General features: G+C 70.1%; 15 protein-coding genes. 4 read left to right on the forward strand and 11 right to left on the reverse strand.

All coding sequences use genetic code 11. The annotated features are described in order from the left end of the window. Positions 1–43: 43 nt before the first annotated feature. From ACLZN2_RS37245 to ACLZN2_RS37280, 8 genes are all read right to left on the reverse strand, one after another. The gene (locus tag ACLZN2_RS37245) at positions 44–376 is read right to left on the reverse strand and encodes a metal-sulfur cluster assembly factor (RefSeq protein WP_123978062.1); all 333 of its coding nucleotides are present in this window, start codon (positions 374–376) and stop codon (positions 44–46) included. Then, positions 373–840: a Fe-S cluster assembly sulfur transfer protein SufU gene (gene sufU, locus ACLZN2_RS37250; RefSeq protein ID WP_416984007.1), complete on the reverse strand. Its 468-nt coding sequence runs from the start codon at positions 838–840 to the stop codon at positions 373–375. Before sufU ends, ACLZN2_RS37245 begins: the two co-directional genes overlap by 4 nt. Before the next feature lie 99 nt (positions 841–939). Then, on the reverse strand, positions 940–2,208 hold the full coding sequence (locus ACLZN2_RS37255; RefSeq protein WP_416984008.1) for a cysteine desulfurase: 1,269 nt from the start codon (positions 2,206–2,208) through the stop codon (positions 940–942). Then, positions 2,205–2,969, reverse strand: coding sequence for a Fe-S cluster assembly ATPase SufC (gene sufC / locus ACLZN2_RS37260; RefSeq protein WP_416984009.1), 765 nt, complete (start codon positions 2,967–2,969; stop codon positions 2,205–2,207). The genes ACLZN2_RS37255 and sufC overlap by 4 nt, the downstream gene beginning before the upstream one ends. Before the next feature lie 7 nt (positions 2,970–2,976). Further along, positions 2,977–3,294 carry a bifunctional 3-phenylpropionate/cinnamic acid dioxygenase ferredoxin subunit gene (locus tag ACLZN2_RS37265; protein WP_416984010.1) on the reverse strand — a complete coding sequence of 106 codons (318 nt, stop codon included), beginning with the start codon at positions 3,292–3,294 and terminating at the stop codon, positions 2,977–2,979. After that, positions 3,291–4,520, reverse strand: a complete 1,230-nt coding sequence (gene sufD / locus ACLZN2_RS37270; RefSeq protein ID WP_416984011.1) for a Fe-S cluster assembly protein SufD — start codon at positions 4,518–4,520, stop codon at positions 3,291–3,293. Before sufD ends, ACLZN2_RS37265 begins: the two co-directional genes overlap by 4 nt. Before the next feature lie 59 nt (positions 4,521–4,579). After that, positions 4,580–6,001 carry a Fe-S cluster assembly protein SufB gene (gene sufB, locus ACLZN2_RS37275; protein WP_416984012.1) on the reverse strand — a complete coding sequence of 474 codons (1,422 nt, stop codon included), beginning with the start codon at positions 5,999–6,001 and terminating at the stop codon, positions 4,580–4,582. Then, on the reverse strand, positions 5,998–6,741 hold the full coding sequence (locus ACLZN2_RS37280) for a helix-turn-helix transcriptional regulator (protein ID WP_416984013.1): 744 nt from the start codon (positions 6,739–6,741) through the stop codon (positions 5,998–6,000). Before ACLZN2_RS37280 ends, sufB begins: the two co-directional genes overlap by 4 nt. A gap of 173 nt (positions 6,742–6,914) precedes the next feature. Here ACLZN2_RS37280 and ACLZN2_RS37285 point away from each other — a divergent pair, with 173 nt between their 5' ends. The 4 genes from ACLZN2_RS37285 to ACLZN2_RS37300 all read left to right on the forward strand — a co-directional run bounded on the left by ACLZN2_RS37285 (position 6,915) and on the right by ACLZN2_RS37300 (position 10,645). Next, a complete protein-coding gene (locus ACLZN2_RS37285) occupies positions 6,915–7,709 on the forward strand; it encodes an aminoglycoside N(3)-acetyltransferase (RefSeq protein ID WP_416984014.1) in 795 nt (264 codons plus the stop codon). Between the two features lie 129 nt (positions 7,710–7,838). After that, positions 7,839–8,762: an ABC transporter ATP-binding protein gene (locus ACLZN2_RS37290; RefSeq protein ID WP_416984015.1), complete on the forward strand. Its 924-nt coding sequence runs from the start codon at positions 7,839–7,841 to the stop codon at positions 8,760–8,762. Between the two features lie 50 nt (positions 8,763–8,812). Continuing rightward, on the forward strand, positions 8,813–9,529 hold the full coding sequence (locus ACLZN2_RS37295; RefSeq protein WP_416984089.1) for an ABC transporter permease: 717 nt from the start codon (positions 8,813–8,815) through the stop codon (positions 9,527–9,529). Positions 9,530–9,634: 105 nt separating this feature from the next. Next, positions 9,635–10,645 (forward strand): COX15/CtaA family protein, encoded by a 1,011-nt coding sequence (locus tag ACLZN2_RS37300; protein ID WP_416984016.1) that lies wholly within the window; start codon positions 9,635–9,637, stop codon positions 10,643–10,645. A 126-nt stretch (positions 10,646–10,771) separates the two neighbouring features. Here the strand turns inward: ACLZN2_RS37300 and ACLZN2_RS37305 are convergent, their stop codons facing one another. From ACLZN2_RS37305 to ACLZN2_RS37315, 3 genes are all read right to left on the reverse strand, one after another. Continuing rightward, the gene (locus ACLZN2_RS37305; RefSeq protein WP_416984017.1) at positions 10,772–11,878 is read right to left on the reverse strand and encodes an amidohydrolase family protein; all 1,107 of its coding nucleotides are present in this window, start codon (positions 11,876–11,878) and stop codon (positions 10,772–10,774) included. A 73-nt stretch (positions 11,879–11,951) separates the two neighbouring features. Next, positions 11,952–12,293, reverse strand: a complete 342-nt coding sequence (locus ACLZN2_RS37310; RefSeq protein ID WP_416984018.1) for a hypothetical protein — start codon at positions 12,291–12,293, stop codon at positions 11,952–11,954. 110 nt (positions 12,294–12,403) lie between these two features. Further along, positions 12,404–13,393 (reverse strand): heme o synthase, encoded by a 990-nt coding sequence (locus ACLZN2_RS37315; RefSeq protein WP_416984019.1) that lies wholly within the window; start codon positions 13,391–13,393, stop codon positions 12,404–12,406. Positions 13,394–13,580 lie beyond the last annotated feature (187 nt).

Raw genomic sequence — 13,580 nt, forward strand, 5'->3', positions numbered from 1 at the left:
CCCCCCGCTTCCGTCCGCTCGGCCTGAGACGCCTCGGGTGAACTCAGACGTTGAAGCCCAGCGCGCGCAGCTGCTCGCGGCCGTCGTCCGTGATCTTGTCGGGACCCCACGGCGGCATCCAGACCCAGTTGATGCGCAGTTCGCTGACGAGGCCGTCCGTGGCGGACTTGGCCTGGTCCTCGATGACATCCGTCAGCGGGCAGGCCGCCGACGTCAGGGTCATGTCGACCGTGGCGATGTTCGCGTCGTCGATGTGGATGCCGTAGATCAGGCCCAGGTTGACGACGTCGATGCCCAGTTCGGGGTCGACCACGTCGTACAGCGCCTCGCGGAGTTCCTCCTCCGAGGCCGGCTTCATCTCAACGGTCTCGCTCATGCCGTCCTCCTCTCGGCGTCGGCCCCGCCCAGGGCCTGGGCCGTCGCGTCCTTCCACGCCATCCAGCTCAGGAGAGCGCACTTGACCCGGGCCGGGTACTTGGAGACACCGGCGAACGCGACCGCGTCCTCCAGCACCTCCTCCATCGCGTCGTCGGGCTCGATCCGGCCCTTGGACTGCATCAGCTCCAGGAAGGTCTCCTGGATCTTCCGCGCCTCGGACACGTCCTTGCCGACCAGGAGTTCGTTCAGGACGGACGCACTGGCCTGGCTGATGGAGCAGCCCTGGCCCTCGTACGAGACGTCCTCGATCCTCGTGCCGTCGTACTTCACGCGCAGGGTGATCTCGTCGCCGCAGGTGGGGTTGACGTGGTGCACCTCGGCGTCGCCGTCCCGCAGACCACGCCCGTGCGGGTGCTTGTAGTGGTCCAGGATGACTTCCTGGTACATCGAGTCCAGTTTCACAACGAGATACCTCGCGTCCCATCGTCCGTCGCGTGGTTCTTCGGCCGGGGGTCCGGGGGTTGTCCCCCGGGCAGACACAGCACGGTTTCAGCACGCCCCTCAGCCGAAGAAGTTCCGTACGTGCTCCAGGCCGTCGACCAGTGCGTCGATCTCGGCCGGCGTGGAGTACAGATAGAACGACGCTCGCGTGGTCGCGGGAATTCCGTACCGCAGGCAGACCGGGCGGGCGCAGTGGTGGCCCACGCGGACCGCGATGCCCTGCTCGTCGAGGACCTGGCCCACGTCGTGCGGGTGGATGTCGCCGAGCGTGAAGGAGATCGCGGCGCCCCGGTCCTCGGCCGTCGTCGGGCCGATGATCCGCAGGTCCGGGACCTCCGCCAGACGGCGGACGGCGTACTCCGTGAGCGCGTGCTCATGGGCGAGGATCTTGTCCATGCCGATGGCGTTCAGGTAGTCGATCGCCGCGCCGAGGCCGACCGCCTGCGCGATCGGCGGGGTGCCCGCCTCGAACTTGTGGGGGGCCGGGGCGTACGTCGAGGAGTGCATCGACACCGTCTCGATCATCTCGCCGCCGCCGAGGAACGGGGGCAGGTCCTCCAGGAGTTCCTGGCGGCCCCACAGCACGCCGATGCCGGTCGGGCCGCACATCTTGTGGCCGGTGAAGGCCACGAAGTCGGCCTGGAGGGCCTGGACGTCCAGGGGCATGTGGGGTGCGGCCTGGGAGGCGTCGATGCAGACGAGGGCGCCGACCTCCTGGGCGCGGCGCACTATCGCCTCGACCGGGTTGACCGTGCCGAGGATGTTCGAGACCAGGACGAAGGAGACGATCTTCGTCTTCTCCGTGATGATCTCGTCGATGTTCGACAGGTCGAGGCGGCCGTCGTCCGTCAGGCCGAACCACTTCAGCTTCGCGCCCGTGCGCTGCGCCAGCAGCTGCCACGGCACGATGTTGGAGTGGTGCTCCATCTCGGTGATGACGATCTCGGTCTCGTGGTCCACCCGGTAGGGCTCGTCGGCCCAGCCGAGCATGTTCGCCACGAGGTTCAGCGATTCGGAGGCGTTCTTGGTGAAGATCACCTCGTCGCGGCTGGGGGCGTTGACGAACGCGGCGACCTTGTCGCGCGCGCCCTCGTACAGCGCCGTGGCCTCCTCGGCGAGCACATGCACACCGCGGTGGACGTTGGCGTTGTAGCGCTCGTAGTACTCGCTCAGGACGTCCAGCACCTGGCGCGGCTTCTGCGAGGTCGCCGCGTTGTCCAGGTACACGAGCTTCTTGCCGTCGTGGACCAGGCGGTCCAGGACGGGGAAGTCCTTGCGGATCGCCTCGGTGTCGAGGAGGCCGGGGAGCCCATGGCGGGAAGGGGTCACGCGGATACGCCACCCTTCGTGTATGCCTCGTAGCCCTCGTCCTCCAGCTTGTCGGCGAGTTCGGCGCCGCCGGACTCCACGATCCGACCGGCGGAGAAGACGTGGACGAAGTCGGGCTTGATGTAGCGCAGGATGCGCGTGTAGTGCGTGATCAGCAGGGTGCCGACCTCGCCGGTCTCGCGGACGCGGTTGACGCCCTCGGAGACGATGCGAAGGGCGTCGACGTCCAGACCGGAGTCCGTCTCGTCGAGGATCGCGACCTTCGGCTTGAGCAGTTCGAGCTGCAGGATCTCGTGGCGCTTCTTCTCACCGCCGGAGAAGCCCTCGTTGACGTTGCGCTCGGCGAAGGACGGGTCCATGTTGAGGCGCTCCATGGCCTCCTTGACCTCCTTCACCCAGGTGCGCAGCTTGGGGGCCTCGCCGCGGATGGCGGTGGCGGAGGTGCGCAGGAAGTTGGAGACCGAGACGCCGGGGACCTCGACCGGGTACTGCATCGCCAGGAACAGGCCCGCGCGGGCGCGCTCGTCGACGGACATCTCCAGGACGTCCTCGCCGTCGAGCAGCACGGTGCCGCCGGTGATCGTGTACTTCGGGTGGCCCGCGAGGGAGTAGGCGAGGGTCGACTTGCCGGAGCCGTTGGGGCCCATGATGGCGTGCGTCTCGCCCTGCTTCACGGTGAGGTCGACGCCCTTGAGGATCTCCTTCGTGGCGTTGTCGGCCTCGACGGTGACGTGCAGGTCTCGGATTTCAAGCGTTGCCATGGTGGCCTCAGGACTCCTGGGTGAGGGAGACGAGCACGTCGTCCCCTTCGATCTTGACGGGGTATACGGGGACGGGGCGCGTCGCGGGAAGGCCGGACGGCTTGCCGGTGCGGAGGTCGAACGAGGAGCCGTGCAGCCAGCACTCGATCTGGCAGTCCTCCACCTCGCCCTCGGAGAGCGAGACGTTCGCGTGGGAGCAGATGTCGTGGATGGCGAACACCTCTCCCTCGGTTCGGACGACCGAGATCGGCGTGCCGTCGAGTTCCACCCGCTTCGGGGTGTCCTCCTCCAGTTCGCTGAGCCCACAGGCGCGTACGAAGGTCATCGGCCCGATCCAGACACGGTCTCCAGCTCGGTCTCGATCTTGGCGAGCAGGCGCTCCTCGATGTCCGGGACACCGATCTGCTGGACCAGCTCGGCGAAGAAGCCGCGGACCACCAGGCGGCGGGCCTCGTCGGCCGGGATGCCGCGGGCCATCAGGTAGAAGAGCTGCTCGTCGTCGAAGCGGCCGGTGGCGGAGGCGTGGCCGGCGCCCACGATCTCGCCGGTCTCGATCTCCAGGTTCGGCACGGAGTCGACACGCGCGCCGTCCGTGAGGACCAGGTTGCGGTTCATCTCGTAGGTGTCGGTGCCCTCGGCCCTGGCCTCGATCAGCACGTCACCGATCCACACCGCGTGCGCGTCGTTGCCCTGGAGGGCGCCCTTGTAGGCCACGTTCGACTTGCAGTGCGGGGTGTTGTGGTCCACGAGGAGGCGGTGCTCCTGGTGCTGGCCCGCGTCGGTGAAGTACAGGCCGAAGAGCTCGGCCTCGCCGCCGGTACCGGCGTAGGCGACGCGCGGGTGGAGACGTACGAGGTCGCCGCCGAAGGTGACCACGAACGACTTGAAGGTGGCGTCCCGGCCGATCAGCGCGTTGTGCTGACCGACGTGCACGGCCTTGTCGTCCCAGTCCTGGACCGAGACGACGGTGAGCTTGGCGCCGTCCCCAAGGATGTAGTCGACGTTGGCGGCGAGGACCGCGTCACCGGTGTGGTCGATGACGACGACGGCCTCGGCGAAGGCTCCCAGCTCGACGACCTGATGGCCGTAGGCGACCCCGCCCTCGCCGTGCACCGCGATGCGGATCGGCTCGGTGAGGACCGTCTCCTTGGGGACGGTGATCACGCCGGCCTTCTCGAACGCGGAGTACGCCTGGGCGGCGACGCGGTCCACGGGGGTGCCCGCCCTGCCGAGGCGCGGGTCGTCACGGTCGACGGTCTCGACGGTGACGCCCTCGGGGGCCTCGACGGCGACCTTGACGCCCTCGCCGGTGGCGACGGCGGTGCCGTCGTGCAGACCGCGCAGGCGCTCCAGCGGGGTGAACCGCCACTCCTCCTCGCGGCCGTGCGGGACCGGGAAGTCCGCGACGTCGAAGGACGGGGGCGCGCTCATGCGCGTGGCGACGGTCGACTCGGCGGCGACCGCGATCGCGCCGGCGGTGGTGCTGCCCACCGATGGGGGTCCCCCCGCCTGAGCGGAGCCGAAGGTGGGGGAGTTCTGAGCCTCAGCCATGGCTGTCGGTTTGCTCTCTTCCTACGTCAGTAATCTGCGTGCTGCGTCAGGGGCGGGCGTCAGCCGACCGCGCCTTCCATCTGCAGCTCGATCAGCCGGTTGAGCTCCAGCGCGTACTCCATCGGCAGCTCCTTCGCGATGGGCTCGACGAAGCCGCGCACGATCATCGCCATCGCCTCGAACTCGGAGAGACCGCGGCTCATCAGGTAGAAGAGCTGGTCCTCGGAGACCTTGGAGACGGTCGCCTCGTGGCCCATGGACACGTCGTCCTCGCGGACGTCCACGTAGGGGTAGGTGTCGGAGCGGGAGATGGTGTCGACGAGCAGCGCGTCGCACAGCACGTTGGACTTGGAGCCGTGGGCGCCCTCGCCGATCTCGACGAGACCGCGGTAGGAGGTACGGCCGCCGCCCCGCGCCACCGACTTGGAGACGATGTTGGAGGAGGTGTTCGGCGCCATGTGGACCATCTTGGAACCGGCGTCCTGGTGCTGGCCCTCGCCCGCGAAGGCGATGGAGAGGGTCTCGCCCTTGGCGTGCTCGCCCATGAGGTAGACGGCGGGGTACTTCATCGTCACCTTGGAGCCGATGTTGCCGTCGATCCACTCCATGGTGGCGCCCTCGTAGGCGACGGCGCGCTTGGTGACCAGGTTGTAGACGTTGTTCGACCAGTTCTGGATGGTCGTGTAGCGGCAGCGGGCGTTCTTCTTGACGATGATCTCGACGACCGCGCTGTGCAGGGAGTCCGACTTGTAGATCGGGGCCGTACAGCCCTCGACGTAGTGCACGTAGGCACCCTCGTCGACGATGATCAGGGTCCGCTCGAACTGGCCCATGTTCTCCGTGTTGATGCGGAAGTAGGCCTGGAGCGGAATCTCGACGTGCACGCCCTTCGGCACGTAGATGAAGGAGCCACCCGACCACACGGCGGTGTTCAGCGCGGCGAACTTGTTGTCACCGGCGGGGATGACGGTGCCGAAGTACTCCTTGAAGAGCTCCGGGTGCTCCTTCAGGGCGGTGTCGGTGTCGAGGAAGATGACGCCCTGCTCCTCCAGGTCCTCGCGGATCTGGTGGTAGACGACCTCCGACTCGTACTGGGCGGCGACACCGGCGACGAGGCGCTGCTTCTCGGCCTCCGGGATGCCCAGCTTGTCGTAGGTGTTCTTGATGTCCTCGGGCAGGTCCTCCCAGGACTCCGCCTGCTTCTCCGTGGAGCGCACGAAGTACTTGATGTTGTCGAAGTCGATGCCGGACAGGTCGGAGCCCCAGTTCGGCATGGGCTTCTTGTCGAAGAGCCGCAGGCCCTTGAGGCGGAGCTTGGTCATCCACTCCGGCTCGGACTTCTTCGAGGAGATGTCCTTGACGACGTCCTCGTTGATGCCGCGCCGCGCAGAGGCACCGGCGGTGTCGGAGTCGGCCCAGCCGTATTCGTACTTGCCCAGACCCTCGAGTTCGGGGTGGGCAGTCTCCGTGGGGAGAGTCATGCGGGGTTCCTCCCGGCCGTGCTTGCAGATGCGTGATGAGTGGTCTGGGAAATCTTGGGGATGAACGTCGTGCACACCCCGTCGCCGTGGGCGATGGTGGCCAGTCGCTGGACGTGTGTTCCGAGCAGCGTGGAGAAGATCTCGGTCTCGACCTCGCAGAGCTGCGGGAACTTCTCCGCCACGTGGGCGACCGGGCAGTGGTGCTGGCACAGCTGCTCGCCGACCGGTGCGCTGCGCGCCGTAGCAGCGTACCCGTCGGCGCTCAGGGCCCTGGCGAGTGCCTCGGTGCGCGCCTCGGGGGCGGCGGCCTCGATGGCCGCGCGGTAGGCGGCGGCCTGCTCGGCGATCCGTGCGCGCGCGAACGCGACGACGGCCTCGTCCCCGCCGAACTGCTGCTGGATCCAGCGGAGCGCGTCCGCGGCGAGCGTGTCGTAGGACTGGTCGAAGGCGTCCCGGCCGCAGTCGGTGAGGGCGAAGACCTTCGCCGGGCGGCCGCGCGTGCGCGCTCCGTACACCCGCTGTTCCCGGGGCTGTACGACGTCGTCGGCGGCCAGCGCGTCGAGGTGGCGGCGTACGGCCGCGGGGGTGAGCCCCAGCCGGTCGGCCAGCTCGGCGACGGTCGACGGCCCGTGGTCCAGGATGGACCGCGCGACCCGGTTGCGCGTCGAGCGCTCCCCGGTCGCGAGCTCCTCCTGAGGGGTCCCCCTGGGGGTCTCCCGAGCCTCGCCGACGTTTTTCACAACGCCATTGTTGCGTAATTCCTCAGAGGCAGGCAAGCCGCGTCCGGTCCGCCCGACGGTGCCCTGCGTCACTTAGGCATACCTAATCTGACCTGCGGAAACGATCATTGATCGATCAAACGCCCGATAAAACCGGTGGCCCTCCGCGCCCCCTCCGGGGACACTGCACAACCATGCCCACACCCCCTCCGACCGGCCCACTTGTCACCCGGGAGACCCTCGCGGCCCAGCTGCGCCACCTGGGTGTCGAACCGGGAGAAACCCTCCTCGTCCACTCCTCCCTCAGCTCGCTCGGCTGGGTATGCGGAGGCGCCGTCGCCGTCGTCCAGGGACTACGCGACGCCCTCGGCCCGGACGGCACGCTCGTGGTCCCGACGCAGTCCGGGGACCTGTCCGATCCGGCGGTGTGGAGCAATCCGCCGGTGCCCGAGGAGTGGTGGGAGACGATCCGGGCCACCATGCCCGCCTACGACCCCCTCGTCACCCCCAGCCGAGGGCTCGGGGTGATCCCGGAGACCGTGCGCACCTGGCCCGGGGCCCTGCGCAGCGCGCACCCGCAGACGTCCTTCGCGGCACTGGGGGCACACGCGGCGGAGATCGTCGAGGGCCATGCTCCCGACTGCCGGCTGGGTGAGCACAGCCCGCTGGCCCGGCTGGAGAAGGCGGGGGCACGGGTGCTGCTCCTCGGCGCGGGATACGACACCTGCACCAGCTTCCACCTCGCCGAGTACCGGATCCCCGCCCCGCTGGTGGAGGTGGCCCGGCCCGGGCCGGGCGGCTGGGAGGTGGTGACCGAGGTGTCGATCGACTCCGACCGCTTCGACGAGCTGGGCCACGACTTCGAACGGGACCGTCCCGTCCTACGGGGGAAGGTGGGCGCGGCCGAGGCACGCCTGTTCCCGGTCGCGGACGCCGTGGCCTACGCCGAACGGTGGCTGGCGATCCACCGGCCCCGGGAGGAGGAGTGAACGGGACGGTCACACCGGCGTCCGCCGGAGCGCGTGGCCGGTTCCCGTACCCTCCCCCACTCTCGGCTCCGCTCGAGCGGGGGCACCCCCACGTCTGAGCCCCCACGAGCGAACCTAGACTCTGGACCCATGCGAACTGAGCCTGTCGTCCGGGTCCAGGCCCTGGTGAAGCGGTACGGGACGAAGACCGCGGTGGACGGCCTGGAGCTGACGGCCCGGGCGGGCGTCACCGCCGTCCTCGGACCCAACGGCGCCGGCAAGACGACCACGATCGAGACCTGTGAGGGGTACCGCACGGCGGACTCCGGCACCGTACGCGTACTCGGGCTCGACCCGGTCGCACAGGCGTCCGAGCTGCGGCCCCGGGTCGGGGTGATGCTGCAGTCCGGGGGCGTCTACTCGGGTGCGCGGGCCGACGAGATGCTGCGGCACGTGGCGAAGCTGCACGCGCATCCGCTGGACGTGGACGCGCTGATCGAGCGGCTCGGGCTCGGCTCCTGCGGCCGGACGACGTACCGCAGGCTCTCCGGCGGCCAGCAGCAGCGGCTCGCGCTGGCGATGGCGGTCGTCGGCCGCCCGGAGCTGGTGTTCCTGGACGAGCCGACCGCGGGCCTCGACCCGCAGGCCCGCCGCGCCACCTGGGACCTGGTCCGGGACCTGCGCGCCGACGGCGTCTCGGTCATCCTGACCACCCACCACATGGACGAGGCCGAGCAGCTCGCCGACGACGTGGCGATCATCGACGCGGGCCGGGTCATCGCCCAGGGTTCCCCCGAGGAGCTGTGCCGCGGCGGCGCCGAGAACACCCTGCGCTTCACCGGCCGCCCCGGCCTCGACGTCGCCTCCCTGCTCAAGGCCCTGCCCGCCGACTCCTTGGCGGACGAGCTGACACCGGGCTCGTACCGGGTGACGGGCAAGGTCGACCCACAGCTGCTGGCCACGGTCACGTCGTGGTGCGCGCAGCACGGCGTGATGCCCGACCGGATCTCGGTCGAACGCCACACCCTGGAGGACGTCTTCCTGGAACTGACCGGCAAGGAGCTGCGCTCGTGACCGCCACCGGCACCTACACGCCCAAGCCGGGCGCGGCCCCCCTCCCCCGCATGATCGCGGCGCAGGCGGCGCTGGAGACGAGGATGCTCCTGCGCAACGGTGAGCAGCTGCTGCTCACCGTGGTGATCCCGACGCTGCTGCTGGTGCTGTTCAGCAGCGTGGACATCGTCGACACCGGCGCGGGCGAGGCGGTGGACTTCCTCGCCCCCGGCATCCTCGCCCTGGCCGTCATGTCCACGGCCTTCACGGGCCAGGCCATCGCGACGGGCTTCGAGCGCCGCTACGGCGTCCTGAAGCGGCTCGCGTCCTCCCCACTCCCCCGCTGGGGGCTGATGGCGGCGAAGACCGTGTCCGTGCTGGTCACCGAGGTCCTCCAGGTCGTCCTGCTGACGGTGATCGCCTTCGCGCTGGGCTGGGACCCGCACGGCAACCCCCTCGCCGTCCTGCTCCTCCTCGTCCTCGGCACGGCGGCCTTCTCCGGCCTCGGTCTGCTGATGGCGGGCACCCTGAAGGCGGAGGCGACCCTGGGCGCCGCCAACCTGGTCTTCCTGCTGCTGCTCATGGGCGGCGGGGTCGTCGTCCCGCTGGACAAGTTCCCCTCCGCCGCCCAGGACGTCCTCGGCCTGCTGCCGATCTCGGCCCTCTCCGACGGCCTGCGGGACGTCCTCCAGCACGGCGCGGGCATGCCGTGGGGGGACCTGGGGATCCTGGCGGCGTGGGCGGTGGCCGGGCTCGCTGCGGCGGGGCGGTTCTTCCGCTGGGAGTGAGGCGGGCACGCGGCCGCTTGGGTGTGCGCGCTCCGCAACCCCTTCTGGACTCGGCCCTCGTCGAGACCCGACCCTCGTGAAAGCGTGCACAAGCGGCGGCCTACGATGGTGTGCGTGCCAAACGTGACCCGCGCCGACGCCCTGGCGGCCGTGCGCAACCCGCTCGCCTTCATTTCCGAACGCTGGACCCCCGCCCCCCGGACGGTTCAGCGGGCGGCCCTGTCCGCGCTCGTGATGGCGGTGGTCATCGTGGTCACCGGCGGTGCCGTACGCCTCACCGGCTCCGGCCTCGGCTGCCCGACCTGGCCCAAGTGCACCGCCGACTCGCTCACCGCGACCAGTGCGATGGGCCTCCACGGTGCCATCGAGTTCGGCAACCGCATGCTGACGTACGTCCTGTGCGCCGCCGTCGGCTGGGCGATCATCGCCGCCCGCTCCGAGAAGCCGCGGCGCGCGGGGCTGACCCGGCTGGGGTGGGCGCAGTTCTGGCTGGTGATGAGCAACGCGGTCCTCGGCGGGATCGTGGTGCTGGTCGGCCTCAACCCGTACACGGTCGCGGCGCACTTCCTGCTCACCTCGGCGCTGATCGCCGTCGCCGCGGTGATGTGGCAGCGCACCCGGGAGGGCGACGGGCAGCCCCGGCCGCTGGTCGGCAAGCCGGTGCAGCAGCTGGTGTGGTTCCTGGTCGCGGCCTCGGCGCTGCTGATCGCCGTCGGCACCGTGGTGACCGGCGCGGGCCCGCACGCGGGTGACTCCAGCGAGGTCGAGCGGATGCCGCTGGACTGGGAGACGGTGTCCAAGCTGCACGCGGTGCTCGCGTGGATCGTGGTGACGCTGACCTTCGCCCTGTGGTTCATCCTCAAGGCGGTCGACGCTCCGCGGGGCCCGCTGAACCGCACCCGGGAGCTGTTCCTCATGCTGCTCGCGCAGGGCGTCATCGGGTACGTCCAGTACTTCACGAACCTCCCCGAGGTGCTGGTGGGCCTGCACATGCTCGGCTCGGCGCTGATGTGGATCTGGGTACTGCTGGTGCTGCTGGCGCTGCGCGAGCGCCCGGGGGCGACGGCCGACCTGCCGGGCCCGGCGGCGGAGGCCGCGGTCGGCTCGAACGCCTGAGCGCTCCGCTGGACAGGCCGCGCCATGCGCCGTCTTTCGTCTGCGGCGTCGTTGTGGCTGGTCGCGCAGTTCCCCGCGCCCCTCTGGGGTGCTGCCGAACCGCAGCGGAGGAAGGCTCGGTCGCGGTCACCCCAGCCCGTACACCCGCCGGGCGTTCCCCTCCGCCACCATCCCCGCCACCCGCTGGGCGTCCGTCAGGGACCACGCGCCCTCGGCGACCCAGCCGCCCAGGACCCGGCCCAGGGCCTCGCGGAACAACCGTGCGCCCACCACGTGCAGCTCGGGCAGGGCCTGCGCCCCGCTGGAGAACAGGATCTTGCCGAAGGGGGCCAGTTCCAGGATCTCCGCGAGGACCGTCGCGGCGCGGGCGCCGGTGCGCACGAGCGCGGCGCCGGAGTCGGCGTACACGTGCGGGAAGACGGCGGCGAGATGGGCCGCATGGCGGTGGTAGGGGTAGCCGTGGAGCAGGACGAGGTCGGTGCCGAGGCCCGCGGTGGCGCGAACGAAGTCGGTCAGCAGCGCGGGGTCGGTGCGGTCGACGCGCAGGCCCGGCTCGGCGAGCCCGGCGTGCAGCTGGAGCGGCAGTCCGGAGGCGACGGCGATCCACAGCAGATGCCGTAGCAGCACGGGGTCGCTCAACTCGCCGCCGACGCGGCGGGCGGCCAGCCAGCGGCCCGCGGCGCCCCGCACCTCGCCGGGGCCGGGCGGTTCCGGCGCCAGGGCGAGGCCGTGCCGGACGCCGGCGACGGAGGTGAAGGCGACGGCGCCGGCGGCGGCCGAGTGGACCGCCTCGGCGAGATTGGCGAGAAACGCCTCGACGGTGCCGGAGGTGTCGGCGACCTGTTCGGCCAGGAGTTCGAGGCGGACGATCTCACGGGCCTCGGCGGCCGCGGCGGAGGCCAACTCGGCGGGGCCGGTGAGGTCGCCGGGCAGTCCGGTGTCGACGAGGTAGGTCGTGATGCCGCTGCCGCGCAGCAGTCTGCGGCCCGATTCCAGTACGCCGAGTTCACGGCGCCGGGCGAGATAGCTGGCGGGTGTGCAGTGCGGTTCCAGGCCGAGCAGCGGGGGGCACCAGCGGCGTACGGCGAACCCGGTCTGGGTGTCGAAGAGGGTCGTACCGGGTGCGGGCGGGCCCTCGGTACGGGCCAGCCGGGCCTCGAAGGTGCCGAGACCCAGCTCCGTTCTGAGCACGCCGTGGCAGTACTGGTCCACCAGGGACGGCGTTTCGATCATCGGGACTCCCGTGACTGGACCTCGTACCGCTGAAGGTCCTAACGGGTGAACCCGGTGTCAGGTGTTGGGTGGGTCAGCCGTTGCTCGGTCCGCCCACCTGGATTCCGGCCATGCGCGTCCATTCGTACGGCCCGGTCCGCACCTTCGCCGCGAACTCGCCGTCGAAGGACTCGTGGACGGTGATGCCGGCCTTCTCCACGGCCTTCTCGGCGATCTCCACCGAGGGCGCCACGAGGTCGCCCCAGCCGCCGTCCTCGCCGACGAGGACGATCCTCGCCCCGCGTTCCCCGATGTACGCGACCTGGCCCTCGGCCCCGCCGTGCTGCTTCGAGAAGGCGCTGATCTGCTTCGCGAGCCGGGCGACGCGGCGCCCGTCCTTCGCGTCAACCTGCTGCGTGTCTGCCGTGTCTGCCATGGTCAGGATGCTACCGACGGGTAGATCAAACGGCGACGGCCGGGGTGCGTGGCCTTGACCACGCACCCCNCCCCGGCCGCGGCGCCGGAAGGGGCTGGGGCAGGAAGGAGCTAGCGCAGGAAGGGGTCCACCGCGACCGCCACGAACAGCAGCGAGACATAGGTGATGGACCAGTGGAACAGCCGCATCTCCTTCAGCTTGCCGCCCGTCACCTCGGCCTTCGCGCGGTTCTGCAGGGCGTGCGCCTCCCACAGCCACCAGCCGCCCGCCACCAGCGCGACGGCCGTGTAGAACCAGCCGGTGTAGCCGAGCGGGGTGAGCAGCAGCGACACCGCGACCATCACCCAGCTGTAGATCACGATCTGCCTGGCGACGACCTTGTTGGAGGCGATGACCGGCAGCATCGGGACGCCCACGCGCGCGTAGTCGTCCCTGACCTTCATGGACAGCGGCCAGTAGTGCGGCGGCGTCCAGAAGAACATCACGAGGAAGAGGACGACCGGGGCCCAGGACAGGGAGTTCGTCACCGACGACCAGCCGATCAGCACCGGCATACAGCCGGCGATGCCGCCCCACACGATGTTCTGCGCGGTGCGCCGCTTGAGGATCATCGTGTACACGACGACGTAGAAGAGGAGCGCTCCGAGGGACAGCCAGGCGGACAGCCAGTTGACGGCCAGACCGAAGAGAAGGGTCGAGACGACCGCGAGGGTGATGCCGAAGGCGAGGCACTCGCGCGGGCTGACCATGCCGGTGACCAGCGGACGCTGTGAGGTGCGGTCCATCAGGGCGTCGATGTCGCGGTCGATGTACATGTTCAGCGCGTTGGCGCCGCCCGCGGAGAGGTAGCCGCCGAGGCAGGTGATCAGCACCAGGCCGAGGTCGGGCACACCCTGCTGCGCCAGGAACATCACCGGAACGGTGGTGATCAGCAGCAGCTCGATGATCCGCGGCTTGGTCAGCTCCACGAACGCCTTGACCCGGGCACCGAACGGCCGCCGCCGGCTCGGGCTCTGGCTCGTCCCGATCTCCCCCACTGCCCAATGGGCGTGGGTGGTACCCCCACCCACTGGACGGGATTCAACGGCCGTCACGCACACCCCTGACAGAGACTCCCAGCAAGCCTCCCCATGTGAATGCGGGGTAAAGGCTCACGCGTACCACGCCACTGTAGACGTTGCCCATACCCCGGCCTTCGCGGGGGTGGGGTCGTGTTGGGAGGGGCCCGGAGGAGGGGGTGGGGGAGGGGGTGCGGGGGGCTTCCCATGAGTCGTACTGGGGCTCGAT

The sequence above is a fragment of the Streptomyces sp. T028 genome, from assembly GCF_048159505.1.
GTDB lineage: Bacteria > Actinomycetota > Actinomycetes > Streptomycetales > Streptomycetaceae > Streptomyces.